This window comes from Halobacillus sp. Cin3 (assembly GCF_947311855.1).
Classification (GTDB): domain Bacteria; phylum Bacillota; class Bacilli; order Bacillales; family Halobacillaceae; genus Halobacillus; species Halobacillus kuroshimensis.
In genome coordinates this window covers 1,046,188-1,071,967 of the sequence record NZ_CAMZMV010000001.1, presented here as the reverse complement: position 1 = coordinate 1,071,967, position 25,780 = coordinate 1,046,188, and the positions used below count along the sequence as shown (strand labels likewise).

Genomic DNA, 25,780 nt, shown 5'->3' with positions numbered 1-25,780 from the left:
CATAGTGTTCGGCTGAAGAAGGGATGTTAATCGAGTAAAATATTCCACAAAAAAGAGCGCCCAGAGGACGCTCTTTTTTTATGTGCTCATAATTTCGGAAATGATTTCATAAGAGCGCAGACGTTTATCGTGATCGTAAATTTGGGAAATAACCATCATTTCGTCTGCCTCCGTCTCTTGAAGGAAGCTTCCCAGTTTCGCTTTGACTGTTTCTTTACTTCCGATAATGGAAGAGCCGAGCTGCTGCATGAGTGCCAGCTTTTCCCTTGGCGTCCATACGTCCTCCATGTTTTCTACAGGTGGCTGCAGAAGCATGTTTGTGTTCCGGACGAGATTCAGGAACTGCTGCTGCAGGGACGTTGCCAGGTATTCTGCTTCTTCATCGGTATCGGCGGCAATCACATTCACACCGACCATCACATAAGGCTCATCCAACACATCAGAAGGGCGGAATTGTTGTCTGTATAATCGAAGCGCCCCTTCGGTATTGTTGGGGGAAAAGTGGCTGGCGAATGAGAATGGCAGCCCGAGCTGTCCGGCCAGCTGTGCACTGAATCCGCTGGAGCCAAGCAGCCAGATCGGCACATTCAGCCCTTCCCCTGGTACAGCATGAATACGGTTTTCTCCTGCAAAATAGCCTCTTAATTCTTCCAGCTGTTCAGGAAATTCATTTGGATCACTTTCCAGGTTTCTCCTTAACGCACCAGCTGTCAGCTGATCTGTTCCCGGTGCCCGCCCGAGGCCTAAATCAACGCGCCCTGGGAATAAGGTTTCCAGCGTACCAAACTGCTCAGCAACGACGAGTGGGGCATGGTTTGGGAGCATAACCCCGCCTGATCCGACACGAATAGAATCAGTGTGATGCAGGACGTGGCTGATGGCTATAGAAGTAGCCGAGCTTGCGATGAACGGCATATTGTGGTGTTCGGCCATCCAATATCTGTTAAATCCCCAGCGCTCCGCATGCTGAGCCAGATCCACTGAATTCTTAAAGGAATCAGCGGGAGTGCCGCCTTCTGTTACAGGAGCCAGGTCCAAAACGCTGTATTTCGTTTGCGAAAGTGTTTTTTCAGTCATATCCTGTCCTCATTTCTTTGTAAAATCCTATCGTTAATCTTATCAATTTTGTTTCGAGACTCAAAATAATTTGTTTGCGTTCTTTTTCGATTCCTTCCAGAGAGCTCCAGTTCATTTCCTTCATATCCCGTTCTGGAATGGACACACTAAGTAACCACAGAGAAAGATGGTTAGTTCTTTTACAGAGAAAGGAAGGGTTTCGGTGAGAACGGCTGTTTTTTGGATCAATGAGAGCCTTCTTATACTATTTCTCAGTCTTGCCGTTGCTTATACCGTAAGTAGTGAAGCCACAGATTTCGAAGGGGATGGGAAATTTAAAATTGTTCTACTCCCGGATACCCAGTTGTATTCGGATGAATTTCCGGAAAGATTTTATGCTCAGACTCAGTGGCTTGCAGATAACTTTCAAAAAGAGGACATACGCTTTGCAGCCCACTTAGGAGATGTGGTGGATAAAAACCAAAAACATCAATGGGAAAATGCGGACCAGGCCGTTGATCGGTTGGATCAAGCCGGAGTGCCCTATGGGATAGCGATAGGAAACCATGACATGGGTGGGAAAGCGTCCCGCTATAAACAGTACTTCGGAAGCAGGCGGATGGAGGAGCGTCCAGGATATGGAGGGCACTCTCGAAATGAATTGAATTCCTATTATACATTTTCAACAGAAGGAAAAGAGTTTCTTCTCCTTTTTCTAAATATCGATCTGCCCGGTGAAGATCTTGCCTGGGCCCAGCGTGTCCTGGATGAACATCCCGGCATGCCGGTCATCGTTGTGTCTCATCTGCTTATGGATACAAAAGGAAGGCTTGCTGAAAAACCATACGTTAGAAAGTCTCAAGGAAATTCTCCTGCTTTCATTTATGACGAATGGATTGCCAAGAACAGTCAGATCTTCATGACAGTGAATGGCCATTACAGCGGGACTCACCGGAAGATTCGTAAAAATGAGGCAGGGCTGCCGGTTCATCAGTATGTATCCGATTACCAAGGTTACCCGAATGGTGGAGAAGGGTTTCTGCGGATCATTGAATTTGATTTAAACAAGAACACGCTGACCCACAGAACCTATTCCCCTTATTTAGACGAGGATATGATTGGAGAGCAGCATAACTTTACGGAGTATGTGGATTTTGAGAAACGGTGGAACCTTGAAATTCCCAACCAGCCTTATGAATAAAAAAACAACCCCCGGCAGATTCTGCCGGGGGTTGTTTCAGGCCCCTTCCTGCCACACAGCGGCTGCTTTTTTCTCAGACGGTCTGCGGGTCATATGGAAAACAATGTGAAGTCCGATAGCTGTAAGGCTTCCGGCTACAATGCCGTTGCTTGTTAAGATTTGAATACTGTTTGGCAGCTGGGCGAATAGCTCCGGTGCTACAGTTACACCAAGCCCCATGCCGATGGAACAGGCAACAATCATGGAATTCTCAGGAGAAGCGGCGGCTTCTCTGCTTAACATTTTGATTCCCTGGGCGATGACCATACCGAACATGGCAAGCATGGCTCCACCTAGAACAGGGGTCGGGATGATTGTTGTTAAAGCGGCTGCCTTAGGGAGCAGACCCAGTCCAAGCAGCATGCCGCCCATAATAAAGATGACTTTTTTTGATTTCACACCAGTCATGTTCATAAGACCGACATTTTGAGAAAATGCGGTGTAAGGAAAAGCATTGAAAAAGCCGCCGAGCAGAATGGCGATACCTTCAGCCCGATACCCATTTCTCAAGTCTTTTTCCTTCACTTCTTGATCAGTCAAATCACCGACAGCAAAATAAACGCCCGTCGATTCAACAAGGGATACCATAGCGACAAGAATCATCGTCAAAATGGCCGACCAGTGGAATGTAGGGACACCGAAGTAAAGCGGTTCAATCATGTGGAAGAAGGAAGTTTCCGTAACCGCTGATGTATCAACCCGGCCGAAGAAGAACGCGGCCAGTGTACCGGCAGTAATTCCCAGAAGGATTGAGATTGACTGGAAAAATCCACGGGTGAACCGGTATAAAAGGATAATGCCTCCCAGAGTACCGAAAGCCAGAGACAAGTTGAATAGTGAACCGAAGTCTTCTGCTCCCTGTCCGCCGCCCATGTTCTGTACGGCAACCGGGATCAAAGTAATTCCTATGATGGTAACGACAGAACCCGTTACAACCGGAGGGAAAAACCGGACAAGCTTACTGAAAAAGCGGCTGATTATAAGTACGAACAGGCCGGATACAAGGATGGCGCCGTATATGGCTGTTACTCCATATTCGCTTCCGATAGCAATCATCGGTCCCACGGCGGTAAAGGTACAGCCGAGGACAACAGGCAGTCCGATACCGAAATATTTGTTCTTCACAACCTGCAGGATGGTTGCCGCTCCACACATGAAAATATCGACTGCTACAAGGTAGGTGAGCTGTGAAGAGGTTAATCCGAGAGAACTTCCTACAATCAATGGGACGAGAATCGCACCTGCGTACATCGCAAGAAGATGCTGAATGGCCAGCGTGATCTGTTTCACTGTGCTCCCACCTTTTCAACAAATTGGACACGTCCGTTTTCCAATGAAGCAATACGGGCTAAGGATTCAACTCGGACCCCCCTGTTTCTTAATCCTTCTCCGCCTTCCTGGAAGGCTTTTTCGATAAGAATGCCGATTCCTTCCAGGGAAGCTCCTGCTTGTTCAACAATATGTAGGAGACCGAGTGCCGCTTGTCCATTCGCCAGGAAATCATCAAGGATCAAGACGTGATCGTCTGCGTTTATGAAGTCGTGAGAGACGGCAATCTCATTCGACTGTTCTTTTGTAAAGGAGTAGACTTCTGATGTGTACAACTGATCGTTCAGCGTCAATGATCTGCGCTTTCTCGCAAAGATAACAGGAACCTGTAAGTGAAGGCCTGTCATTTGAGCAGGAGCGATTCCCGAGGATTCAAGCGTCAATATTTTTGTAATGCCTGCTCCTGAAAATCGGTCGGCGAATTCGCGTCCAATGCTGGCCATTAATACAGGGTCGATCTGATGATTGATGAAGGCATCCACCTTTAAGACAGATGCGGAGAGTACACGTCCTTCTTCTCTGATTTTTCTTTCCAACAGTTCCATGGGATTCCCACCTTGAAGATGAATTACATTGGATGTTTCATAAAAAAATGCGTATCGCCCACCTCTCAAAGTCATGAGAAGCCGGACGATACGCACAGCTGGCATCGTAAGGAGAAGAATCCTTCCTAAGGATCCTTCGTCTGTCAGGCTTTTCATAGTCGGTTCATTTACGGCAAACCGGTAGAAACTTGCAGGCCTTATCCCTGCTATTATATGAAAATATCCGAATGTTATTGGTATTGTAACATATAAAAGTTCGATATCAAGATCCTATGACAGATAATCGGAGGAGTTATGGAATTTTAAAAAGAAATAAGCAGGCTACTGCGCCTTTTTCTTCATTCTGGACGGCTTGGATTCTACTTTTTTGAGCTCTTTGATTTCACGGTTGGCTTCCTTGAAGAAAGAACCACCCATAAGTAAAATGACCACTGAAAAAGGGAGGGCGGCAATGATCAGGACGTTCTGCAGGCCTTGTGTACCCCCGAAATAAACGATGGTGGCGGCCATACCTGTGAGGGCCAGCCCCCACAAAATTTTAACTGCACCATCTGGATTTAATGAGCCTTTGGTCGAAAGCATTCCTAATACGAACGTAGCGGAGTCCGCAGATGTGATAAAGAAAATCGCAATTACAAAAATCGTAATGAAGGACATGAGTGTGCCAAGCGGATAGTAATCCAGTGTCGCAAACGTTGCGGTTTCAATCGGGAATTCTGAAATAGCTTCTATGCCACGCTGCTGCAGATCGATGGCTGCTGTTCCGAAAACAGCAAAGAAGACGAAGCAGACGAGAGATGGAACCACCAGCACACCGGTCATGAATTCCTTGATTGTTCGTCCACGGGAAATCCTTGCAATGAAGATACCGACGAAAGGCGACCAGGAAATCCACCACGCCCAGTAAAAAATGGTCCACGAGTTGATCCACGATCGGCTTTCCTCATTAAGAGGGGCAATGCGGAGACTCATATCGAAAAAGTTGGTCACGTAGTTTCCAAGGGACTGTGTGAACATATTCAATGTCAGGATGGAAGGTCCGACAATAAACAAAAGAATCATCAAAGCAAATCCGAGAAATAGGTTCGTATTGCTTAAATATTTGATTCCCTTACTGATTCCGGACCAGGCGGATGCGATAAAGAGCACCATGGAAACAATGAGTATAATAAACTGGGTGGTGAAGTTAGTGGGAACGTTGAATAAGTACCCCAGTCCTTCGTTGATCTGGGCGGAGCCGAACCCAAGTGTCGCGGCTACACCAACGACGGTGGCGACGACGGCAAGTACATCAATCAGCCTGCCCGGCAGGCCGCCCATCGCTTTTTTGCCGAACAACGGAATCAAAGTGGCGCTGATCAATCCGGGGTAACCTTTGTGGAATTTGAAGTAGGCAAGGACAAGAGCGACGAGAGCATAAATCGCCCAAGCGTGGATGCCCCAGTGGAAAAAAGAGTACTGCATGGCATCCTTGATCGCCTGTTCGCTTCCCTCAGGAGCTATAGGACTGCTTTTGAACGCGTGGGAAGCAGGCTCGGCTGTTGTCCAAAAGACGACGCCCATTCCCATACCGGCACTGAAAAGCATGGCAAACCATGTAGGCAGGGAGAATTCAGGTTTCTCGTCCTGTTTTCCGAGCTTCAGGTTTTTGAACCTGGAGAAAACTAGATAGATACAAAAAATCAGCATTGCTAAAACAATGATCAGGTAGTACCATCCAAACGTGTTTGAAATACCGGCCGTAATTTCGGCAGTGGCGTTCTGGAGCTGATCAGGGCTGATTGCTCCCCAGGCCACGAACAACGCGCAAATGGTCAACCCATACCAAAAAACAGGAGTTACATTCTTCATTTTTTCACCTCATATGTAATAATAAAAAGCAGGGGATTGATTCTTCTTATTACCCTTAAAGTCTACAATTAAATCCTATTTTTGTTAAATTTGTTACAAGATGTAGAAATATGTAGAGGAGGCAGCCGTATGGAGCCACAAATCGTTCAGCTTGAAAACGTGTACGTTATTGGAGAAAGCAGGAGCATGACGTTGACCAAAGATAAGACCATAGAATTGTGGAAAAGCTTCAAACCAAAGGTGAAAATGATTCCAGAGCGGAAGGATGAGTACTTTTATAACCTATCCATTTATCCGGAAGGTTTTGAATGGAACACGTTTGCCTGTGATACGTGTTTTACCCGATGGGCAGCTGTACACGTTCCTTCTAATGATGAACCTCCAGAAAGTATGGAAAGCTTTACTTTAAATGGAGGATTGTTCGCCGTTTTTATTCATAAAGGACCAGCGCGAACCTTTGTTCGCACACTTGATACTATTTTTAATGAGTGGCTTCCGAACTCTCTCTATGATCTGGATGAGCGCCCTCATTTCGAGAGAATGGGTCCGGAATACCGGATGGATGATCTAAATGCTGAAGAAGAAGTGTGGATTCCGATTAAATGAAAAAGGTCAATGCCGACCGCGGCATTGACCTTTTTTTATACTTTTTCTAATTCATGATCATCTGCAAGAACTTCGGATTTATCGGGATAGCAGTTCTCGATGTGCTGTTCTCCCCATGCACAGAGCATATCCAGAGCAGGCTTTAAGGACCACCCGTAGTCTGTTAGTTTGTACACGACTTTCGGGGGCACCTGATTGAAGACCACCCGGTCCAGCACCCCGTCCTGCTCGAGCTCCCTTAGCTGCTGGGTAAGCATTTTCTGGGTAATCCCCGGCATGAGTCGCTTCAATTCACTCGTTCGTAATTCGTTCTTTATCAAATGACATAAAATAACGACTTTCCACTTCCCGCCGATGACTTCAAGAGCTGCCTCTACGGGGATGTTGTATTTTTTCATCATGATCCACTCCTTCATGACCCACGTTCCTTATGAATGGAAGACACGTCTTTTATACTTTTCAATGCTTTAAAAAATTTATCATATCTTAATGAAATGTTCCATCGTTATGACTTCCTTTGTCGGGATCCGTAAAAAATTGTACCGCCAGGGTTCCGGTCAACTCCTCTGATGGCACAAATGTTACTAAAAAGTACCTACGTGACTTTAAAGTACGTACTTTGCAAAAAGTTGGATTCGTAGCATAATCATTTTTGTCCCCGGGGGGATGGGCCGGCATTAAAGAGCCCGGGCACGTTTAACTGCCCGACGATATGCCATCTATGTTCCCCTGGCGTGCATAACATTCAAGAGAGCAATCCGGAAATGGTCAAAGGCGCCTTTGCTTTTCCGGACTCACAAAATGAAAGAGGAGGACTTCTTCATGAGTTCATACGCAGAAACGATTGATCAACCTAAATCAAAAGGAGGCACTCCTGCGCTGATTGCTTTAGCCATTAGTGCCTTCGGTATTGGAACGACGGAATTTGTTCCTGTAGGTTTATTATCTTCCATTGCCGATGATTTATCGATATCCATTACACTGGCGGGGCTTTTGATTTCCGGCTATGCCCTCGGGGTAGCTGTCGGAGCGCCGGTGTTAACGGCTCTGACGAGTAAGATGAGCCGTAAATCACTTTTATTGTCGTTGATGGTCTTGTTTATTATCGGGAACTCGGTAGCTGCCCTGTCGACAAGCTTCGGCCTGCTGCTCGTGGCGCGCTTCATTACCGCTTTCTCCCATGGGATCTTTTTTTCCATCGGTTCCACGATAGCCGCAGATCTTGTACCTGAACATAAACGGGCCAGTGCCATCGCCTTTATGTTTACAGGACTGACGGTCGCTACGGTCACGGGTGTTCCGTTGGGGACGTTCATTGGACAGGCTTTCGGCTGGAGAGCCACCTTCTGGGGTGTTGCATTGCTGGGTTTAGTCGGTATTATTGCCAGTTCCATTTTAGTTCCAAGTAACTTGAAAGAAGCGCCGCCTGCTAAATTCAGTGACCAATTGAAAATCCTGAAAAACGGAAAACTCATGCTTGCTTTCCTGATTACAGCCCTTGGATATGGAGGGACCTTTGTCGCCTTCACTTATCTGACTCCTTTACTTGAAGATGTAACAGGATTCAGTTCCAAGTGGGTCAGTATCATCCTGCTTGTGTATGGGGTGGCTGTAGCGATCGGTAACGTTGTAGGTGGGAAAGCTTCTAACAAAAACCCGCTTCGAGCATTATTCTGGATGTTTGTGCTTCAAGCTGTCATCCTATTTGGATTGACGTTTGCCGCTCCTTTCAAAGCTGCGGGTCTTATCGCTATCTTCCTTATGGGGCTGTTTGCCTTTATGAACGTTCCCGGCCTTCAAGTGCTCGTCGTTAACCTGGCTGAAAAATACGTCCCATCTGCAGTCAATGTCGCATCTGCGCTGAACATTGCCGCCTTTAATGTCGGAATTGCCATCGGTTCTTTTGTTGGAGGAATCGTCGTAGACGGTATCGGTCTTATTCATACCCCTTGGATTGGTGCCATCATGGTTGTCGGGGCTGTATTCTTAACAGGTTTATTGAGAAAAGTAGAACAGTAACAATGTTTGGACTCTCTTTTTTTCGGTAATTATTTTCAAGCAGCCGAAAAGAAGCAAAGAAAGAAGAGGAGGAAAATAACATGAAAACCAATACGAAAACATTGAACAACGGTCTGGAAATGCCGGAAATCGGTTACGGGGTCTTCCGTGTCGACGAAGGGGAGGCTCTTGAGGAAGCTGTCGTTACAGCGATTAAAGAAGGCTACCGCAGTATCGATACCGCTGCGATTTATGGAAATGAACGCAGTGTAGGGAATGGAATTAAGAAAGCCGTGGATCAGGGGCTTGTAAAACGCGGGGATCTTTTCGTGACTTCCAAAGTGTGGAATGACGGCCTCGATTATGAAGGGACCATCAATGCCTACGAAGAGAGTTTAGAGAAACTGGGTCTGGACTATCTGGACCTTTACTTGATTCACTGGCCGGGAAATAAGAAATATGAGCAGCCGTGGAAAGCCATGGAATCCCTTTATAAGGAAGGGCGTGTAAAATCCATAGGCGTCAGTAACTTCCAAGTGCACCATTTGGATGATCTGTTGTCCTACGCAGAGGTCAAGCCTGTTATCAACCAGGTCGAGTTTCATCCTAAACTGACCCAGCAGGAGGTTCGTGAATACGGGAAAAAACACGACATTCAAGTCGAGGCATGGTCTCCATTAATGAATGCGGATCTTTTGGATCATCCGGTTATCCAACAGTTGGCACAGCGTCATGATAAATCACCGGCTCAGATTATTCTGCGCTGGGATATCCAGCATGATGTCGTGACCATACCGAAATCCATGACACCTTCCCGAATTAGAGATAATATCAGTATCTACGATTTTGAACTAGATACGGAAGAGATGAAGCAGCTGGATGGACTCAATGAAAATGCCCGCAGCGGCCCACATCCGGATGAATTCGATTTTTAATTAAACAGTGAAAGGACAGGGAGCTCCCCTGTCCTTTTCTGTGTTTACAACTGTTTATTGTACTTTGGATCTGATGATTTTCTTCCGGCTCCATCGATATAGTAGGTTTCCTTTAACCGGTGGGTGTCCTCAGACTGAGTCTCCCGCTTCATACGTTTTCTTCTTTTTTGATCAAAATAAATTGACACAGCAATAACTACAGCCAGAATGCCGAGCAGCAGCCACAACATAATCATCCTCCTCGGGGTTTTATGACTTGTATTCTACTATTCCCGGTTTTCAGATGGTCTAGTGCTGTCTGACAGGAAACAGGGCATCCGGCCCATTATTTGTAAAAAAACACAGGGGAATGTCATCATTTTGATATAAGAGCTATATCGATTGGACGGTTTGTCTTTGTTTTTGATAGGCAGCGGCTATTTCTGCTCCTAAGGCCGCATTGGATTTGATTAACGCAATGTTCGCCTGGAGACTTTTCCCTTGTGTCGCCTTGTGGATAAAATCAAGGAGGAAGGGGGTAACGTCCTTCTGTGTAATATTTTGTTTGCCGGCCTCTTGTAAAGCTTCGTCGATCATCTGGTTCATGTAGGATTCTTCCAGTGCGCTGTGTTCAGGAATAGGATTGGCAATGACCAGGCCACCGTCAAGGCCAAGCGACCATTTGGTGTCGATCACTGCGGCAATTTCCTCCGGATGATTGACTTGATAGTTGGAGGAAAAAGTGCTCGATCTTGAGAAAAAGGCAGGAAGCTGGTCTGTTTGATAGCTTAGGACAGGAACCCCTTTCGTCTCCAGATATTCCAGCGTCAGGCCGAGATCGAGAATGGATTTGGCACCGGCACATATAACGGCCACGTTCGTCTGTGCCAGTTCCTCAAGGTCCGCTGAAATATCCATCGTGGACTCGGCGCCCCGGTGGACGCCGCCGATGCCGCCTGTGACAAAAACGGGGATACCGGCAAGGCCGGCGCAGAACATCGTCCCCGCCACGGTAGTCGCACCTGTTTTTCCTGAAGCAGCCAGGTACGCAATATCTTTGCGGGAAGCTTTGATCACTTCTTTTTCAGAGGCAAGTCTCGTTAATTCTTCTTTTGTCAGCCCCACTTTAATTTTTCCATCCATAATGGCTGTTGTGGCTGGTACTGCGCCATGCTCCCGGATAATGGCAGCCACTTCCTCCGCCGTTTGTAAATTGTGAGGATAGGGCATCCCGTGTGAGATGATGGTCGATTCAAGAGCGACTACGGGGAGGTTTTCTGCCAGAGCGTAAGCCACTTCTTTTGAGATGTCTACATAAGGGTTCATACAAATTCCTCCACATCCTGGGTCAGCAGGGACGGTGTCAAATCCTGCCGGACCGTGTAGGGGGACTGAATACACTTTACTGCATTCATCATCCCCGTTTTTATAATTTCCTGAAGTTCCATGCCTTCCATCCATCCGTATAAAACCCCGGCGCAGAAAGCATCTCCCGCACCGGTCACATCGTTGACATCCCCTGTTGAAAAAGAAGGGAAGTGATGGATATCTCCTTCCTTCTCTCCAACGACGACGCCGTCCTTTCCGGAGGTAATGGTCACTTTTTCGATGCCCATCTCCAGCCATAAACCTGCGGCGAGGTACCATTTTTCTTTGGAGTCAATGGACATATCGAATTGGGCTTCGGTTTCTTCAATATTGGTCATCAGCCACGTAAGTCCGTGCAGATTTTCGGGCAGGCGCTTCATCTTAGGGGCAGAGACGGTAACAAACGCAAGGGGGACAGAGAAACTGCGGCTCATCCGAAGCAGGAGTTCCAACGTCTCTTTTGGACAGTTGAGGTCAGCAACCATACATTCCGACTGCCTCATCTTTATTTCACTTTTCATAACAAGGGGAGGAAGAATCGCCTCGAAAACCTCCATATCCGCGAGCGCAGTAAGCAATTCCCCCTGAGGATTCATCAATGCTGTGTATGTACCTGTGGTGGCGTGAGGGAGATGAAGAGTACCTTCCAGATTCATAAAGGGACGGGAGGCTTTTTCGATCATGTCCCAGTCAGCATCCATGCCGGATGCTGTAATAAGCGAAGGGTGAAAACCCAGCCTTCCAAGGTTTTCAGCGATGTTTCTCGCAACACCTCCGGCACTGGAACGAGAATAAACAGGGTTGGATGTGTACATTTGAAGTGGCTCATAGGTGTGGAGTTTCCGGTCGACATTGGCTCCACCGATGCAGAGCACCTGTCTGGACTTGTTTAACACATAGGCGCGGCCGAGAAGGACATTTTTCTGAACGAGACCGGAAATAAGATTCGCGACAGTGGAACGGGACAGTTGAAGAGCTTCTGAGAGGGTCTGCTGGGATATATAAGGGTTTTTGACAATCTGCTGGTACACCTGACGCTCACGTGTGGTCAACTTTTCCATTTATCATAGGTCCCCCTTTGTGAACAAATGTTTGAATAGTCAAACATTTGTTTGATCTATTATAAAAACGCTTTCATGGAAAAGTCAATAAAAACCAGAGAGAAGGATGACAGGTGATTGGTCGTCCCGTTATAGTAAAAGAGATCAGACAAAAGGAGGGATTGGATGCACGTGAAACAGATACACCATGCAGCGATTATTTGTTCAGATTATGAAATTTCAAAGCATTTTTATGTACATATTCTCGGTTTTTCGATTATCGCAGAAAACTACCGGGAAGAAAGAGGGTCTTATAAACTCGATCTTCTGGCAGGTGAAAGTCAACTTGAATTGTTTTCCTTTCCATCACCACCAGAACGGCCGGATGCTCCGGAAGCGAGAGGTCTAAGACACCTTGCCTTTGCCGTGGAGGACGTGGAGCACTCTAAACAAGAGCTGGAGGAAAAAGGGGTGAGTGTAGAAGAGGTGAGGGTTGATCCATATACCGGCAGGAGGTTCACTTTCTTTAAAGACCCGGATCAGCTGCCTTTGGAACTGTATGAAACAAGGGAAGTTGGAGCGGGGAGGTAAACGCTTTGGAAGTTTCTGTTGTTTTATCATTTATCGGCATTTCTCTTTTGTTGACCCTGAGTCCGGGACCTGACATCCTTTTTGTACTTGCTCAAAGTCTTGCTCAGCATGCGAAGGCGGGAATCGTTACGTCTCTTGGGTTGTGCACAGGGCTGGTGGTTCACGTTTCGGCCGCTGCCCTTGGGGTATCAGCGGTCATCTATCAGTCAGCGGCCGCATTTGAGGTCGTGAAGTATGCAGGAGCCGCTTACCTGCTTTTTCTTGCTTTTCAATCCTTCCGGGGTGGAGCACCAGCGAATGGAGCAGCGCAGGGGACTACGGAAAAATACCAAAAGCTTTACAGGAAAGGGATCCTTATGAACCTTCTCAATCCGAAGGTATCGTTATTCTTCCTCGCCCTTCTTCCTCCTTTCGCCGATCCGTCCCGCGGGAGTGTTTCTTTACAGATGCTTTTACTCGGATTGATTTTTATCACCCAGGCTTTTCTCGTTTTCTTCCTGGTCTCGGTGTTATCAGGAAAAATTCAACAGAACGTGCTTCACCGGATTTCGACCGGTAAGCTTCAAAAAGCACAGGGCCTCATCTTCAGTTTCATTGCCATGCAGATTGTTATCAGTGGAAAATAATCCCTCTCCTTAAGGAGGGGGATTTATTCATGAGGATATCTGCTTGAAAGGCGCAGCCGAATGGGCTGCGACCTTCCTTATGTGAGAAGCAATCGTATCCCATGCCTCCGTAGCCGCTTCGGTGGGACCAAGATGGGTGAACAGGTGGTAACAGTCTTCAAATAGGTGGTGATGGACAGGGACACCTGCTTTTTTCAGATTTTTGGCATACCTCTCCGCTTCAGGTTTGAAGGCATCATATTCCGCTGTAATTATGACAGTTTCAGCTGCACCGTGAACATTCTCTGCATAAACAGGCGATGCGTAGGGATGGGCATCCTGTCCTTGTTCCGGGACATAGCACAGATTCAGGAAATGAGCGAACTGAGGGTATTTGGAGCGCCATTTATTTGGTTCTGGTTTTTCGGAAAACGGTGTAGCAAAATCAAGCATGGCGCATGATAAAATTTGAAGGAGGGGCTGAGGCTCCTGTTGATCCTTCAAGTATAAACACAATGCGGCAGCGATGTTGGCACCGGAACTCTGTCCTCCAATCATCCACTTGTCAGGATCGATGTTCAACCCTTCTGCATGGCTTTTCATCCAGGCCAATACTTCATAGAGCTGAATGATTGGAGCAGGGAAGGGATGCTCCGGCGCTTTGGCGTATTCCACGTTGATGATCACACAACCTGTCCTATTGGCCAGGTACCGGCAGTAAGGGTCATCCATTTCTTTGTTATACATAATGAAGGCCCCGCCGTGGAGGTTTATATAAACAGGCAGCTTTTTATAGGGAGAGTGGAGCGGTTCGTAATAGGTGACAGCTACTGGAGCAATTGAAGTGTCGACTAAAACATCGACGCGCTTCTTTACCTCCTGTTTTTGTATGGTAGACGTGCGTGCTGCTTTATTGGGAAGCATACGCAGGAGATGAGCAATCCATTGGATAAACATAAAAGACCTCTCTTTTTTTTAGGGTAGTGTTCCCTTAGATATCCAACATTAATCAAACCGTCTGAGGTGAATACACCTTTGGAAAAAGGGGAAAACGAAGCCCGAGAAGCACCAGGTGATAAGGACTTGATTATTATGTATATGGAAAAGGATAAAAGAAGGTGAATCGATGATCTTCAATGCAGTTATGTGGTTGTTCATCCATATAGCCGTCAGCGGCATCACAGCTATGGCACCTGCTTCCTTCATTCGGTTCCTGCAGCCATTGTTAAGGACGAAAAGCTGGGAAGGTCGTGGGCGTATTTACCGGTCTTTCGGAATTCATAAATGGAAAACGATGCTTCCGGAAGCGAGGAAGTGGGTGAACAAAGGTAGAGGAAAGACGGCGGCTTCGATCAGAAACGTGTATGCATATGATGAGCTGGGAGAGCAGCTGACCAGGTCGGAACTCTCACACTGGATGCAGATTTTCCCAGCCCCCTTGTTTTTTCTATTTAACCCACCATGGGCAGGGTGGGTCATGATTATGTATGCACTGTTGTTTAATCTGCCATTCATTATGATCCAGCGCTATAACAGAGCAAGAGTCAGCCATCTTTCGGACAGGATCCTGCATGCATTTCCGGAAAAGTAGAAAAGAGTCAGAGTGGAGCACTCTGACCGGCGTTTCATTTTAGTATTTAACATAAGCAGCTCCAACAATAATAAGGAGAATGAACAAAACAACAATCAGCGCAAAGCCTGCTCCGTATCCGTAGCTCATGATCTCACCCCCTGTTCATAATTAGTTTATGCGGGGGGTTTTTGTTTGGGAAAGGCATCCATCATGGGTTATGGTGAATTTCACGTTTTGCGGAGTGGAGGATTTTTTTGCTTCAGACACATCCAAAATGTGTTTTCTTCCGTATTCTATATAAAACGTGAAGGATTTGATAAAAACAGATATACTAGTATCATTATGGATTTAAAGGAGATTTCTGAATGGCCCAACCGACAGACTTGGATTTGTATGAACGAATCAGGCAGAAAGATAAAGAGGCCCTTGAAGTTCTTTACGACCGTTATGAAAAGCTGTTGTACTCCTTTGCCTATCGGATGATGAAAGATTCGCAGGCGGCAGAGGAAGTCATGCAGGATGTATTTATGAAGTTGTGGAGAGGAAAAGGGGCAGGTCAGTATGTCAGCGGTCGGGGAAAGTTCTCCAGCTGGCTTTTGACGATCACCAGAAATGCTTCCATTGATTTAATAAGAAAGAAAAAAGTTCAGGAAGTAGAATGGGATCAGCGTGATTCTGTTCATGAAGACCTGCCGGGTGTTGAGCAGGAAATTGAAGATAAGGAGGAGCGGGATCAGCTTCGACGAGCTGTTCATACGCTCCCGGACGAACAACAAAGAATGATTTGTCTCTTTTATTTTCAAGGGATGTCTCAAAGAGAGATTGCGGAAAAATGTGATATTCCCCTCGGTACCGTCAAAGGACGTGTCCGGCTGGCGCTGAAGAAATTGAGAGAGCACCTTGAGAAAGAAGGGGGGATCGTTTATGAACGATAAACCATGTGACCACATCCTGGATTATATAAATGATCAATTATCAGATATTGAGCGGAAGCAATTTGAAAAACACTTATCCGAATGCCCCCGGTGTCAGGAAGAACTGAAGGAAATGGAAGATTTGATGGGGGATCTGCCGACGTATATGGAGCAGACGGAACCGCCAGCAGGTATGAAGCAGAGGGTATTGGACGAAGTCTTCTCCAATGAGGAGGAAGACACCGCACCTGTCCGTACGAAGAGACCTGTGAAGTGGAAAGCCTGGTCAGGTGTACTGGCTGCAGGACTGCTTCTTTCCATTGGTATGAATGTGTATACGGGACTTGAAGTGTCCGATCTGGCCACAGAAAATGAACAGTTGGAATCAAGTCTTACAGAAATCCAAACAGCTCTTTCCGAACTGGAGGACAGCGAATCCGGTACAGCTTCACCGCTTCAGCAGACAGAACTGGCTTCTGCTGAAGGGACCAATGCTGCTGGAACAGCTACGTTATTAAATCGGGAAACTAAACAGGAACTTCTCGTACAAACGCAGAACCTGGAAAACCTGGAATCAGGCGAAGTGTATCAAGTATGGCTGATTGAAGGAGAGACACCAGAACCGGCTGGTGCTTTTACAACGAATGATACCGGCAGTGGTGGAGTAGCGTTTACGATTAATGAAGAAAAATCGTGGGACGCCGTCGCCATTACGAAGGAACCACAGACAGGCAACCAAACCCCGCAGGGAGAGATTATTCTCCAAGCCGGACTTTAATAGAAAAGAGCTTTCCGTCCAAAGACGGAAAGCTTTTTTTGATTAGATCAGGCCCCGTTGTCGATTAATCTCTTAATTTCATTTAAGATCTGTTGCTGGTCTTCTATCCGGTTTATTAATTCTCCTTCTCTTACAAGCCATTGTCCCCGCTCAAGCTCAAGCTCCTCAATCTGTTCCTGAAGGTGGTTCATCTCTCCTTGAAGCGTCTCCAATTCCTTACGCAGCTCTTCTAACTCCTTTTCCGAGCATGTGTCATCATAATACCAGTCATGGATGACCAGGGCGGTTTCAGGCTCTACTCTGTACGAATATTCCGGATCGTTATTTCCGATGACCCATACGGAGAAGCCGAGAAAATAGGAAAGGTCCTCCAGCATTTCTTTGTAGGCAGTCCAGCCATTCGCTTGAACGGCGGGGGATTTAACAGGAGAAACGGCTTCGTTCCAAGGAAACTTCAATCCATATTCAAGTGCTGGAATGTTAAACCCGCCAAAGTAAATATCTTTTCCGGTTACTTCATGGAACCGCTGAATTTCCTGCAGAACATTCTGCTTCCTGTTGTAAACCTCTGTGGAAGTCATGGAAGATTTAATTTGTTCGACAGATGGAACGGCCTGGTTGTTCAGTTCAAACCAGGCATCAATGGATATGAAATCAACGAGTTTCCAATAAGAGCGGTTGATTTTTGTTGTGAAGGCCTGCTGTGTCTGTGGACTCCAGGATGCTGTATACCACCAGTTTGTACGGAATACGACATTACCTCCGAATTGGCGCCTGGTTTCCTCGATCATTGCATCCCATTCGGCTTCCATTGATTCAAAGTTGACGAGGTTGGAGGCAATATTCAAACCCCAGACTTGGTAGGGGATGGCGATGGTGTTAATTAATGGATTAAGCACCGTCGTCTGCCACAACATAAACCATCGCTTTTTATCTGCGGGGTTCCATTCGGTTTCCCCGAACTGCCCTCCTTGGATGAATGGGAACGGCTCCAGCATCACTTGAATCCCTTTACCTGTCAAAACCTCAATCAATTCGACCGCTTTTTGTTTTTGAGCTTCATTGATCGTCATGGTTAATGATGTACGGCTGGGAATGTCCACACGTATCGGTACATTCACAGTGTTTAAGTTCAGCCGGAGGATATCATTTAAAATCAGCTCCGGATTAAAGTCATCCAACACCCACAAGTTTCCCGATTTAATTTTTCCAGGCTGCACAGGGTTGTTTATATTATCCATATTAATAGTAACCTCCAGGTTATGAAAATGTCCTAGGAATAGTATATGCGCCTGCCTCTGCTCCGGCAGGGTGACAGGCCAGATGAAATGGAATAAGTAAATAGAAAACATACCGAGTTCTCTGTCATAGAGGGCTTTATAGACGTTATTTCGGAGATGCGTGACAAGTTTCCCAAAAAAATAATAGAAATAGTGATCCATATGTCATCTCCTCTCGTTAGCTGTATGAAACCAATTCAAAGAGGAGTGGATGAATCAATGACACACAAAGTAAATTGGAAGAAGACTTTTGCAGCGCTTCCGCTGTCAGCAGCTCTATTAATACCTACAGCAAGCCCGGCATTTGCCGACCATCATGGCGACCATGAAAAAATGGACAAAGTAACGGTGTCTACGCCAGCCGCCGATCTTCGTGCGACATTGGATCATTATCTTTCTGAACATGCCTATCTGGCTGTTGTAACCATGCAGAAAGGATTAGAAGGCGGAGAAGACTTTGAACAGGCAGCCGCTGCCCTGCAGGCGAATACGAAGGACCTATCCGGTGCTGTCGGATCTGTCTACGGGGAAGAAGCCGGCAGCCAGTTTGAAGACCTATGGTCCGAACACATTGGTTATTTCGTGGATTATGTAAAAGCAACAGCGGAAGATGATGAAGAAGGACGTCAGACAGCCCTTGATAATCTTGACGACTACAGACAGGACTTCTCATCCTTTATGGAATCAGCGACAGGAGAGAGATTAGAAGCCTCTGCCTTGGCTGAAGGGCTTCAAATGCACGTAGATCAACTAGTTGGAGCTTTTGACAGCTACGAGGAAGGCGATTTTGATGAAGCTTACGAAAATCTCCGTATGAGCATCGAGCATATGTACGGTGTTGGAAAAGGTTTATCCACCGCCATTACAGACCAGTTCCCGGAGAAGTTTGAAAATACAACGCCGGCCACACCTGCGGCCGATCTCCGTGCTGATTTGAACCATCTCCTTTCTGAACATGCGGCCTTGGCAGTTCTGGCTATGCAGAAAGGCGGCGACGGAGCGGAGGACTTTGAAGAAGCTGCCGAAGCTTTGAGTCATAATACAGAAGATCTATCAGCAGCTATATCCTCTGTTTACGGGGAAGAAGCGGGTGCACAGTTTGAAGAGATGTGGTCCGAGCACATCGGCTACTTTGTTGATTATGTAAAAGCAACAGGAAATGATGATGAGCAGGCGAAAGAAGAAGCATTGAAAGCTCTTGATGGGTACAGACAGGAATTCTCCAAATTCCTTGATACAGCGACCGAAGGTAAATTGATGGCTGAAAATACAGCAGAAGGTCTGCAGATGCACGTGCAGCAGCTTACTGGAGCGTTTGATAACTATGTGAACGGTGACTACGAAATGGCATATGAGCAGGTACGTGAAGCTTACGGCCATATGTACGGCGTAGGAGAAGGGTTATCCGGAGCCATTGTACAGCAGAATCCTGATATGTTTGCCAGCGACATGCCATCTGAAATGCCGAAAACCGGCATGGGCGGTACGAGTGAAGATGGCGGGCTGAATGCCTGGATGATCGCCTTTGCTTCCATGGGTATGGCTGTTCTAGCTGCCTTCATCGGCTTCCGCCGTAAGCAGGATCAAGCATAAAAAGAACGGTTTCCAATGACGGGGTGTTCTCACCCCGCCATTGTTTTCTATAGAGGGTTTTAAAAGGTGGTGTCTGATATGGACGCCGCCTTTTTTTGGATGTAGTTAGAATTTTTTGATAATCAAGGCGTTTTCTTTTCTTCTATATGAACTTTGTCTTATGATTTATAGTAGGAACCTTTCTCGTAAAGGCAGCTGCAAATGAAAGATGAACACACAGGAGGAGATGAAATCATGAACGTAACAGAATGGTCCGTTCCATCGATACCATCCATGGAAGGAAAAGTCGTAGTTGTGACAGGTGGGAATGGAGGGCTGGGTCTGGAAGCAGTCAAAGTCCTCGGTGAAAAAGGGGCCACAGTTATTATGGCTTCACGTTCTAAGAAACGTGGAGAAGAAGCTGCCGATCTACTAAAGAGAAAAAAGGCGGATATCATCGTAGACGTGATGGAACTGGATTTAGCAGATCTGGATTCTGTCGCTTCCTTTGCAGAACAATTCAAGGGAAAATATGACCGCCTTGATATATTGATGAATAATGCCGGGGTAATGACAACGCCTTATGGCAAAACGAAGAATGGGTTCGAGCTTCAGTTCGGAACCAACCACCTGGGTCACTTTGCTTTAACGGCCCGCTTATTTGAACGGTTAGCCGCTACTGATGGCTCCAGGGTTGTGACAATCAGCAGCAATGCCCACAAATCGGGCTCTGTGAACTTTGAAAACCTTATGTTTGAACAGGGGAAAGGATATACCCCTATGAAATCATACAGCCGCTCAAAGTTTGCTAATTTACTATTTGCCTTTGAACTGCAGCGAAGGATCGATCAGGCTGGACTGTCCATTAAATCGCTGGGGGCCCACCCCGGGGGAGCACAGACAGATCTCGCCCGTCATATTGAAGACCGCTTCTTATACAAAGCTCTGAGTGGTGTGTTGAAACGTGTCACCCAGAGTGCCTATGAAGGGGCACTTCCAGGGATCCGCGCAGCTACTGATCCGGACCTTGAGGGCGGCCGTTATCTTGGACCTTCAGGATTTATGGAGATGAAAGGAGATCCTGTTGTGGTGAAACCGAAGACGGAAACCCTCGATGTGGTGGATGCGGAGGAACTTTGGGCAGAATCTGAGCGTCTTACCGGAATTTCTTTCCCAGTCACGAAATAATAAAAGGGACACCTTTTGACGGTGTCCCTGGACTGTAGAAAAAGCACTTGTTTCTCCGTGGAGCTGTCCCTTTTTTATGGATATTCATGTTCCGCTTATCGGCGGAAGCCTGACCCAGGCACGGCCTCAGCTAACCAGCCGTGAAAAGTCACTTGACCTAATGGATTTTCGGCTCGCACTGTTCCCACAGGCGCCGATCGCTCCACGGCAGCTCAATCACAATCCGTTGTATACGAACCGTTTCTATTGGAAATGTTCTTTCATACTTAGAGGCAGACAAAGCGTGAATCTATCAAAAAGGACACCTTTTTAAGGGTGTCCTTTTTGTACTTACGTATGAACGGTTGTTTCTTTTACCTGCTTCACGAACTCTTTCATGATGTTCGGGAGATCCGGCCAGGCATGTCCGGATACGAGATTACCATCAACATAATCCATTTCATTCATATATTCGGCTCCAATACTCTCCACCTCCGGCTGACAGGCTGAGTAAGCAGTCATCTTCCTTCCCCGGACCACATCAGGGACCGTTGTCAGGACAAGGCTGCCGTGGCACATGACGGCAACCGGCTTATCGTTTTCAAAAAAGTGTCGGACAATACCCGGAATTTCTTCGTTCATGCGGATGTGTTCCGGCGAGCGTCCACCAGGGATGATCAGGGCATCATAATTTTCCGGTGTCACATCAGCAAAGGCGATTCCAGCTTCAATTAAGTATCCAGGCTTTTCCGTATACGTTTCCCAATCCTCGAAATCGTGGATGACGGTATTCAGTTTCTTTTGATGAGGGGCGGCAATGTCAACTTGGAAACCTTCCTCCAGGCAGCGGAAATAAGGGTAGTACACTTCCAGGGCTTCAACAGCATCTCCAGTAATAATCAGCACTTTCTTTGCAGTCATTCCATACCCTCCTTGTCATGAATCAAATACAGTACGTCCATTCCCTTATTCCATGATTTGTAATCCGTTTTCCAAAAGAATAAAACAGAGGCCCTGCACAAAGCAGAGCCCCTGATTCAGGTTGTTAGTACAGTAACCCTCCAAAAATAACAGGAACTTAGAAATAGACAATGACAAAAGAGAAGAGGATGCAGCTGATGTTCAGCCAGATTCCTGTTGAAGCCATCCGTTCATCTTGATGTATCGGAGCAGCAGATCGTGATCGGAATTGATGCGCTATTCGCTTATTAGGGCGGAGACAGGATGAGAGACCGTTCTTTACGGCAGTTTCTCACAGAAAAACGAGGGCGCTCCTCTTCTATTATAACTCCGACTATGATTGCTCTGTTCCAAAAGAAGTGCTGGATTGGTTGAGAGGTCAAATGAATATGCTCCGTATTCCGGAAGAATCATTGGATCTTGTCCATACGCTGGCCGCCTGCGCAGCTGCTCTTGCCGCATGGGGCTGGAATGACTCAGAATTGGCCTCTCCCTGGATCGATCAAGCCGAACCGCCTCTGCACCCTTATGATTTCTGTTGGTAAAAAGCACTCCGTTGATGGGACGGCTTTCCCACCGTCATTACAGGACCGGCACCATCAATACGAGCGGACGTTGAACAGGAGCCGTCTCGCTTGGAAAAAACACCATGGATAGAAAGCAAGCAGGACCCGCCGAAATAATAGACGACGGGTCCTGCTTTTTTTTAGGAATTCTTTCACAGATAAAGGAATATGGTCTTCTCAGTCTGTTTTATACAATTCCGATATAGGACATCAAAATTCCTACTACTGTTGCCACAAAAGGAATGAGCAGAGCAACGATGAAGATATCTTTATAGGAATCTTTATGGGTTAAGCCTGTAATCGCAAATACGGTCAGAAGGGCACCGTTATGCGGAAGAATGGAGGCTCCGGAAGCGATGGCTGTAATCCGGTGAAGGATTTCCGGGTTCATTCCCATCTCCATCGCCTGCTGATAGTAATCAGAGCCAAGAGCATTCAAAGTAATATTCATTCCGCCGGATGCGGAGCCGGTAATCATCGCAAGCACCTGTGTGGCTAATGCATCAGAGATGACAAGTCCACCTTTGATGTTCAATAGCGCTTCTTTAATCGCTGGAAAAGCAGGGGAAGCCTGAACAACTGCTCCGAATCCTACGGCTGCACCTGTATTCACGACGGCAGTTACAGCACCTTTGGCTCCATCATTCAATGCTGTGATGAACTCGTGAAATGCTTTCCAATTCAAGATAATCGTTAGAATAATTCCGATGAATAAAGCAATCAGCATTTCTACGTTGAAGATGTTAATCAACAGGACTACACAAAGTAATGGCAGGAAGGATAAAAAGACGCTGGGATCGTTCCCGGAACTTTCCGTCCCCACTTTGTTCTTCGGTTCAGTAAAGCCTTCTCCTGCTTTGGTCAGTTTATTTGCGCGGTAGGAAAGATAAAAGTATCCGCCGACAGCCATAATCAATCCAGTGACAATACCGATGATCGGCGCGGCCATCATCGTTGTATTAAAGTATTCGGTAGGAATATAGTTCTGGACCTGAGCTGTACCGGGCAGAGCTGTCATCGTAAAGGTGAATGCACCAAGCACAATCGTACCCGGAATCACTTTCCGGCTGATATCGGCCTCTCTGAACAAGTTAAGAGCCAGAGGGTACATAACAAAGACGACAACAAACAGGCTCACACCGCCGTAAGTAAGGATGGCAGCACCTAAAAGGACCCCTAAAATCGCCCGCTCTTTTCCGACAATTCTTGATAAAAAGCTGGCTACTTTGCGGGCACTTCCTGTAACTTCCATCAGTTTTCCGAAGACAGCACCAAACAGAAAGATCGGGAAGAAGTCTCTGGCAAATGAAGCAAATCCACTCATGAAGTCAGACGTGAACGCGTCCAGAATATTCATGCCTGATAGAATCGCTACGATGGAAGCAGCAATTGGGGCAATCCATAGAATGGACCAGCCTAAATACGCCATAATCATTAAAGAAACAAGTCCAATTATGATAGCAAACATGGGATAACCTCCTTTGGTATTCGTTTTAATAGAATGATGTTTGACAAAACTCGACAATATTTTTGCAACAAGAAATATCTTACTCTCACGCTTTATAGTAATCAATAGAAATAGAAAGATAGAGAATTCATGCATTTTTCGGGGAAAAACGAATATTCCGTATAATTCGTAATGCATGAAATGGAAAAAGTTTTTGGGTACAATCGAATTTGAGTTAAAAGCAGCAGCTCATCAAGAACATACATGAGAGAGGTTGATAGACATGGTTGAAAACAAAGTTGTATTTATTACAGGAGCGGCCCAGGGTATCGGGTATCAAATCGGAAAAGTTTTTGCAGAGAACGGCGCGAAAGTCGTCTTGTCTGATATTAACGAAGAAGGTGTACAAGAGGCGGCCAAATCGCTGACCGAGCAGAATTTAACAGCTATTGGTGTAAAAGCGGATGTCACGAGTGAAGACGAAATCAATGCCGCTATTAACAAAACGGTTGAAACCTATGGCCGCATTGACGTACTTATCAATAACGCAGGGCTTCAGCACGTATCTCCTCTTGAAGAATTCCCAACAGAAAAATTCAAGCTGATGCAGGACATTATGCTGACAGCACCATTCATCGCAACGAAGGCTGTCTTCCCAATCATGAAGGAACAGGGACAGGGACGTATCCTGAACATGGCTTCCATTAACGGAGTCATCGGATTCTCTGGTAAAGCCGCTTACAATAGTGCGAAGCATGGTGTCATCGGATTGACGAAAGTGAGTGCCCTTGAAGGTGCAGAACACGGCATTACAGTAAACGCCGTAGCCCCTGGGTATGTAGATACACCACTTGTACGTGGTCAATTGAAGGATCTTGCCAAATCCCGCGGTGTAGAACTGGAAAAGGTGTTGGAGGAAGTTATTTATCCACTAGTTCCTCAAAAACGCCTGCTTCAAGTAGAGGAAATTGCAGACTACTCTATGTTCCTTGCCAGTGATAAGGCGAAGAGTGTTACTGGTCAAACCGTTCTTATTGATGGCGGGTACACAGCTCAGTAAGTAGGAGAAAATGAGTAGAATCACAAAAAAAGGAACCGTTCATTTCATGAAATGAACGGTTCCTTTTTTGTGGAAATAGGTTGAAGCAAAGAGGCCTTCCCGGCTAATTGGCTGCTGCTCTCTCCTTTTCCGGGTTGATGGAACGGGTGTTTTTCTTCGAATCCTGTACCACAATGACAGCCGTAATGACGAGGCCGACTCCTGAGTACTGCCAAAGCGTCAACTGCTCCTGAAAAACGAGAAAACCCATAAGTGTCGCAACCACAGGCTCAATGGTAGCGATAATGGAGGCCTTGCTCGATTCTATGAAGCTCAAACCTTTCGTGTATAAAATAAACGGAAGCATCGTAGATAAGAGCCCCAGCCCCAGTACATAGAGCCATGTGGATACGGTTGAAAATAAAGAAGCCTCATTCCAAAGGCCGCTGAATGGGACGATAGCGATCGATGCGAATACAAATGTATAAAAGGTGACGGTCAGTGAATCGTAGTGCACAAGGGCAAACTTACCGAAAATGCTGTATAAGGCATAAAATAATCCTGACCCAAGTCCTAGTATCAAGCCATACATGGAAATGGACTGTTCCGAATGTGGAACGATGCCAACGACGAGTGCACAGCCAAGAAAAGTAATCAAAAGAGCAGATACTTTGCGCACCGTCAACGATTCTTTAAAAATCAGTCTTGAAAGTATCGTGACAAACGCCGGGGCTGTGTAGAGAAGGATGGATGCTACAGAAATAGACGTTTCCTCAATCGCACTGAACAAGCACCAGTTAAAGAGGACGATACTGATGATCCCGGTTCCGATAAAGTATCGGCTGTCACCTGCTTTTATTTTAAAGAGGCGGCGGTCTTTTGATAATAGGTAAAATCCCAGAAGCAGGCTGGCTGATAAAACCCGGAGCGATACGACTTGGGCCGGGGTGAATCCGATATTGTACAAGTAAGTGACGTAAAAACCGATGATCCCCCATAAAGCGGCGCCTGTACCGATTGAAAAAAGAGCAGACTTTTGACTCATAGTGACTTCCTCCATACGATTTGATATATGGAATGCTATCAGAATCTGGAAGGATTGGATAGATTCTGTTCCTTCTTTTCTAAAAAAACGGCATCTGTATGGACAATGATGTAAAGATTGCCGAGACCTACACCAGGGTTTTTGTAAGTGAATCTATGGATGATGAATGAGTGGGGAACATAAAAGAGTAGGAGCAAGGGACCCGGTGTAAAGTCTCTTTTTGGTCATTTTTTCCTCATGTTATACTGTCCTCTTCATTAATTAAGGGAAAAAATGGACATCAAACCATTAGATCC

The 25,780-nt window shown here is 46.3% G+C and carries 27 protein-coding genes and 1 riboswitch; of the genes, 13 read left to right on the top strand and 14 right to left on the bottom strand.

The genetic code is table 11. The features are described 5' to 3' along the window. Positions 1-78 precede the first annotated feature (78 nt). Entirely contained in the window at positions 79-1,077 is a 999-nt protein-coding gene (locus tag QMA39_RS05760) for an LLM class flavin-dependent oxidoreductase (RefSeq protein ID WP_281658186.1), read from the bottom strand. A gap of 202 nt (positions 1,078-1,279) precedes the next feature. Here QMA39_RS05760 and QMA39_RS05755 point away from each other — a divergent pair, with 202 nt between their 5' ends. Next, positions 1,280-2,257 carry a metallophosphoesterase gene (locus QMA39_RS05755; protein WP_281658185.1) on the top strand — a complete coding sequence of 326 codons (978 nt, stop codon included), beginning with the start codon at positions 1,280-1,282 and terminating at the stop codon, positions 2,255-2,257. 36 nt (positions 2,258-2,293) lie between these two features. On the opposite strand, the gene QMA39_RS05750 is transcribed toward QMA39_RS05755, so the two are convergent. From QMA39_RS05750 to QMA39_RS05740, 3 genes are all read right to left on the bottom strand, one after another. Next, the gene (locus QMA39_RS05750; RefSeq protein WP_281658184.1) at positions 2,294-3,586 is read right to left on the bottom strand and encodes a nucleobase:cation symporter-2 family protein; all 1,293 of its coding nucleotides are present in this window, start codon (positions 3,584-3,586) and stop codon (positions 2,294-2,296) included. Next, the gene (locus tag QMA39_RS05745) at positions 3,583-4,170 is read right to left on the bottom strand and encodes a xanthine phosphoribosyltransferase (RefSeq protein ID WP_281658183.1); all 588 of its coding nucleotides are present in this window, start codon (positions 4,168-4,170) and stop codon (positions 3,583-3,585) included. The genes QMA39_RS05750 and QMA39_RS05745 overlap by 4 nt, the downstream gene beginning before the upstream one ends. 135 nt (positions 4,171-4,305) lie before the next feature. Next, a riboswitch (purine riboswitch) is annotated at positions 4,306-4,407 on the bottom strand. A gap of 84 nt (positions 4,408-4,491) precedes the next feature. After that, positions 4,492-6,021, bottom strand: coding sequence for a BCCT family transporter (locus QMA39_RS05740; protein WP_281658182.1), 1,530 nt, complete (start codon positions 6,019-6,021; stop codon positions 4,492-4,494). Between the two features lie 129 nt (positions 6,022-6,150). Between QMA39_RS05740 and QMA39_RS05735 the strand changes: the two genes are divergently transcribed. After that, positions 6,151-6,627, top strand: a complete 477-nt coding sequence (locus tag QMA39_RS05735) for a GyrI-like domain-containing protein (RefSeq protein WP_281658181.1) — start codon at positions 6,151-6,153, stop codon at positions 6,625-6,627. Positions 6,628-6,662: 35 nt separating this feature from the next. Here the strand turns inward: QMA39_RS05735 and QMA39_RS05730 are convergent, their stop codons facing one another. Beyond that, the gene (locus tag QMA39_RS05730; protein ID WP_206936002.1) at positions 6,663-7,025 is read right to left on the bottom strand and encodes a helix-turn-helix domain-containing protein; all 363 of its coding nucleotides are present in this window, start codon (positions 7,023-7,025) and stop codon (positions 6,663-6,665) included. Between the two features lie 424 nt (positions 7,026-7,449). Between QMA39_RS05730 and QMA39_RS05725 the strand changes: the two genes are divergently transcribed. Continuing rightward, positions 7,450-8,646 carry an MFS transporter gene (locus QMA39_RS05725; RefSeq protein WP_281658180.1) on the top strand — a complete coding sequence of 399 codons (1,197 nt, stop codon included), beginning with the start codon at positions 7,450-7,452 and terminating at the stop codon, positions 8,644-8,646. A gap of 80 nt (positions 8,647-8,726) precedes the next feature. Next, on the top strand, positions 8,727-9,560 hold the full coding sequence (locus QMA39_RS05720) for an aldo/keto reductase (protein ID WP_206935895.1): 834 nt from the start codon (positions 8,727-8,729) through the stop codon (positions 9,558-9,560). Positions 9,561-9,604: 44 nt separating this feature from the next. On the opposite strand, the gene QMA39_RS05715 is transcribed toward QMA39_RS05720, so the two are convergent. The 3 genes from QMA39_RS05715 to QMA39_RS05705 all read right to left on the bottom strand — a co-directional run bounded on the left by QMA39_RS05715 (position 9,605) and on the right by QMA39_RS05705 (position 11,968). Then, the gene (locus QMA39_RS05715; protein ID WP_027954642.1) at positions 9,605-9,790 is read right to left on the bottom strand and encodes a hypothetical protein; all 186 of its coding nucleotides are present in this window, start codon (positions 9,788-9,790) and stop codon (positions 9,605-9,607) included. Positions 9,791-9,932: 142 nt separating this feature from the next. Then, positions 9,933-10,865 carry a pseudouridine-5'-phosphate glycosidase gene (locus tag QMA39_RS05710; protein ID WP_281658179.1) on the bottom strand — a complete coding sequence of 311 codons (933 nt, stop codon included), beginning with the start codon at positions 10,863-10,865 and terminating at the stop codon, positions 9,933-9,935. Continuing rightward, positions 10,862-11,968, bottom strand: coding sequence for a PfkB family carbohydrate kinase (locus tag QMA39_RS05705; RefSeq protein WP_281658178.1), 1,107 nt, complete (start codon positions 11,966-11,968; stop codon positions 10,862-10,864). The genes QMA39_RS05710 and QMA39_RS05705 overlap by 4 nt, the downstream gene beginning before the upstream one ends. Before the next feature lie 165 nt (positions 11,969-12,133). Between QMA39_RS05705 and QMA39_RS05700 the strand changes: the two genes are divergently transcribed. Together QMA39_RS05700 and QMA39_RS05695 are read left to right on the top strand one after the other, a co-directional pair. Continuing rightward, entirely contained in the window at positions 12,134-12,538 is a 405-nt protein-coding gene (locus QMA39_RS05700; RefSeq protein ID WP_281658177.1) for a VOC family protein, read from the top strand. Positions 12,539-12,543: 5 nt separating this feature from the next. After that, complete coding sequence (locus QMA39_RS05695) at positions 12,544-13,164, top strand: LysE family translocator (RefSeq protein ID WP_281658176.1); 621 nt, start codon at positions 12,544-12,546, stop codon at positions 13,162-13,164. Between the two features lie 27 nt (positions 13,165-13,191). Here QMA39_RS05695 and QMA39_RS05690 read toward each other — a convergent pair whose 3' ends face one another. Continuing rightward, positions 13,192-14,100, bottom strand: a complete 909-nt coding sequence (locus QMA39_RS05690) for an alpha/beta hydrolase (RefSeq protein ID WP_281658175.1) — start codon at positions 14,098-14,100, stop codon at positions 13,192-13,194. A gap of 169 nt (positions 14,101-14,269) precedes the next feature. Here QMA39_RS05690 and QMA39_RS05685 point away from each other — a divergent pair, with 169 nt between their 5' ends. Then, positions 14,270-14,734 carry a hypothetical protein gene (locus QMA39_RS05685; protein WP_281658174.1) on the top strand — a complete coding sequence of 155 codons (465 nt, stop codon included), beginning with the start codon at positions 14,270-14,272 and terminating at the stop codon, positions 14,732-14,734. Positions 14,735-14,773: 39 nt separating this feature from the next. On the opposite strand, the gene QMA39_RS05680 is transcribed toward QMA39_RS05685, so the two are convergent. Further along, on the bottom strand, positions 14,774-14,863 hold the full coding sequence (locus tag QMA39_RS05680) for a YjcZ family sporulation protein (protein ID WP_035531392.1): 90 nt from the start codon (positions 14,861-14,863) through the stop codon (positions 14,774-14,776). A 218-nt stretch (positions 14,864-15,081) separates the two neighbouring features. Here QMA39_RS05680 and QMA39_RS05675 point away from each other — a divergent pair, with 218 nt between their 5' ends. Further along, positions 15,082-15,651, top strand: coding sequence for a sigma-70 family RNA polymerase sigma factor (locus QMA39_RS05675; protein WP_206935880.1), 570 nt, complete (start codon positions 15,082-15,084; stop codon positions 15,649-15,651). Then, on the top strand, positions 15,641-16,408 hold the full coding sequence (locus tag QMA39_RS05670) for an anti-sigma factor (protein WP_281658173.1): 768 nt from the start codon (positions 15,641-15,643) through the stop codon (positions 16,406-16,408). Before QMA39_RS05675 ends, QMA39_RS05670 begins: the two co-directional genes overlap by 11 nt. Before the next feature lie 47 nt (positions 16,409-16,455). Here the strand turns inward: QMA39_RS05670 and QMA39_RS05665 are convergent, their stop codons facing one another. Next, on the bottom strand, positions 16,456-17,850 hold the full coding sequence (locus QMA39_RS05665; protein WP_281658172.1) for a hypothetical protein: 1,395 nt from the start codon (positions 17,848-17,850) through the stop codon (positions 16,456-16,458). A 57-nt stretch (positions 17,851-17,907) separates the two neighbouring features. Here QMA39_RS05665 and QMA39_RS05660 point away from each other — a divergent pair, with 57 nt between their 5' ends. Beyond that, a complete protein-coding gene (locus QMA39_RS05660; protein WP_035531390.1) occupies positions 17,908-19,281 on the top strand; it encodes a hypothetical protein in 1,374 nt (457 codons plus the stop codon). A 234-nt stretch (positions 19,282-19,515) separates the two neighbouring features. Then, positions 19,516-20,448 (top strand): oxidoreductase, encoded by a 933-nt coding sequence (locus QMA39_RS05655; protein ID WP_206935876.1) that lies wholly within the window; start codon positions 19,516-19,518, stop codon positions 20,446-20,448. A gap of 330 nt (positions 20,449-20,778) precedes the next feature. Here the strand turns inward: QMA39_RS05655 and QMA39_RS05650 are convergent, their stop codons facing one another. After that, positions 20,779-21,348: a DJ-1/PfpI family protein gene (locus tag QMA39_RS05650; RefSeq protein WP_281658171.1), complete on the bottom strand. Its 570-nt coding sequence runs from the start codon at positions 21,346-21,348 to the stop codon at positions 20,779-20,781. A 422-nt stretch (positions 21,349-21,770) separates the two neighbouring features. Between QMA39_RS05650 and QMA39_RS05645 the strand changes: the two genes are divergently transcribed. After that, positions 21,771-21,932 carry a hypothetical protein gene (locus QMA39_RS05645; protein ID WP_281658170.1) on the top strand — a complete coding sequence of 54 codons (162 nt, stop codon included), beginning with the start codon at positions 21,771-21,773 and terminating at the stop codon, positions 21,930-21,932. A 208-nt stretch (positions 21,933-22,140) separates the two neighbouring features. Here the strand turns inward: QMA39_RS05645 and QMA39_RS05640 are convergent, their stop codons facing one another. Further along, on the bottom strand, positions 22,141-23,421 hold the full coding sequence (locus tag QMA39_RS05640) for a GntP family permease (protein ID WP_027954626.1): 1,281 nt from the start codon (positions 23,419-23,421) through the stop codon (positions 22,141-22,143). Positions 23,422-23,683: 262 nt separating this feature from the next. Between QMA39_RS05640 and QMA39_RS05635 the strand changes: the two genes are divergently transcribed. Next, positions 23,684-24,460: a 3-hydroxybutyrate dehydrogenase gene (locus tag QMA39_RS05635; RefSeq protein ID WP_027954625.1), complete on the top strand. Its 777-nt coding sequence runs from the start codon at positions 23,684-23,686 to the stop codon at positions 24,458-24,460. A gap of 103 nt (positions 24,461-24,563) precedes the next feature. On the opposite strand, the gene QMA39_RS05630 is transcribed toward QMA39_RS05635, so the two are convergent. Next, positions 24,564-25,484, bottom strand: a complete 921-nt coding sequence (locus tag QMA39_RS05630) for a DMT family transporter (protein ID WP_027954624.1) — start codon at positions 25,482-25,484, stop codon at positions 24,564-24,566. Positions 25,485-25,780 lie beyond the last annotated feature (296 nt).

Bases quoted from the DNA above. Each gene is read 5' to 3' on its own strand.
- QMA39_RS05760 (WP_281658186.1), bottom strand. From the start codon at position 1,077: ATGACTGAAAAAACACTTTCGCAAACGAAATACAGCGTTTTGGACCTG.
- QMA39_RS05745 (WP_281658183.1), bottom strand. From the start codon at position 4,170: ATGGAACTGTTGGAAAGAAAAATCAGAGAAGAAGGACGTGTACTCTCC.
- QMA39_RS05740 (WP_281658182.1), bottom strand. From the start codon at position 6,021: ATGAAGAATGTAACTCCTGTTTTTTGGTATGGGTTGACCATTTGCGCG.
- QMA39_RS05735 (WP_281658181.1), top strand. From the start codon at position 6,151: ATGGAGCCACAAATCGTTCAGCTTGAAAACGTGTACGTTATTGGAGAA.
- QMA39_RS05730 (WP_206936002.1), bottom strand. From the start codon at position 7,025: ATGAAAAAATACAACATCCCCGTAGAGGCAGCTCTTGAAGTCATCGGC.
- QMA39_RS05725 (WP_281658180.1), top strand. From the start codon at position 7,450: ATGAGTTCATACGCAGAAACGATTGATCAACCTAAATCAAAAGGAGGC.
- QMA39_RS05720 (WP_206935895.1), top strand. From the start codon at position 8,727: ATGAAAACCAATACGAAAACATTGAACAACGGTCTGGAAATGCCGGAA.
- QMA39_RS05715 (WP_027954642.1), bottom strand. From the start codon at position 9,790: ATGTTGTGGCTGCTGCTCGGCATTCTGGCTGTAGTTATTGCTGTGTCA.
- QMA39_RS05710 (WP_281658179.1), bottom strand. From the start codon at position 10,865: ATGAACCCTTATGTAGACATCTCAAAAGAAGTGGCTTACGCTCTGGCA.
- QMA39_RS05705 (WP_281658178.1), bottom strand. From the start codon at position 11,968: ATGGAAAAGTTGACCACACGTGAGCGTCAGGTGTACCAGCAGATTGTC.
- QMA39_RS05700 (WP_281658177.1), top strand. From the start codon at position 12,134: ATGCACGTGAAACAGATACACCATGCAGCGATTATTTGTTCAGATTAT.
- QMA39_RS05690 (WP_281658175.1), bottom strand. From the start codon at position 14,100: ATGTTTATCCAATGGATTGCTCATCTCCTGCGTATGCTTCCCAATAAA.
- QMA39_RS05685 (WP_281658174.1), top strand. From the start codon at position 14,270: ATGATCTTCAATGCAGTTATGTGGTTGTTCATCCATATAGCCGTCAGC.
- QMA39_RS05680 (WP_035531392.1), bottom strand. From the start codon at position 14,863: ATGAGCTACGGATACGGAGCAGGCTTTGCGCTGATTGTTGTTTTGTTC.
- QMA39_RS05675 (WP_206935880.1), top strand. From the start codon at position 15,082: ATGGCCCAACCGACAGACTTGGATTTGTATGAACGAATCAGGCAGAAA.
- QMA39_RS05670 (WP_281658173.1), top strand. From the start codon at position 15,641: ATGAACGATAAACCATGTGACCACATCCTGGATTATATAAATGATCAA.
- QMA39_RS05665 (WP_281658172.1), bottom strand. From the start codon at position 17,850: ATGGATCACTATTTCTATTATTTTTTTGGGAAACTTGTCACGCATCTC.
- QMA39_RS05660 (WP_035531390.1), top strand. From the start codon at position 17,908: ATGACACACAAAGTAAATTGGAAGAAGACTTTTGCAGCGCTTCCGCTG.
- QMA39_RS05655 (WP_206935876.1), top strand. From the start codon at position 19,516: ATGAACGTAACAGAATGGTCCGTTCCATCGATACCATCCATGGAAGGA.
- QMA39_RS05650 (WP_281658171.1), bottom strand. From the start codon at position 21,348: ATGACTGCAAAGAAAGTGCTGATTATTACTGGAGATGCTGTTGAAGCC.
- QMA39_RS05645 (WP_281658170.1), top strand. From the start codon at position 21,771: ATGAATATGCTCCGTATTCCGGAAGAATCATTGGATCTTGTCCATACG.
- QMA39_RS05640 (WP_027954626.1), bottom strand. From the start codon at position 23,421: ATGTTTGCTATCATAATTGGACTTGTTTCTTTAATGATTATGGCGTAT.
- QMA39_RS05635 (WP_027954625.1), top strand. From the start codon at position 23,684: ATGGTTGAAAACAAAGTTGTATTTATTACAGGAGCGGCCCAGGGTATC.
- QMA39_RS05630 (WP_027954624.1), bottom strand. From the start codon at position 25,484: ATGAGTCAAAAGTCTGCTCTTTTTTCAATCGGTACAGGCGCCGCTTTA.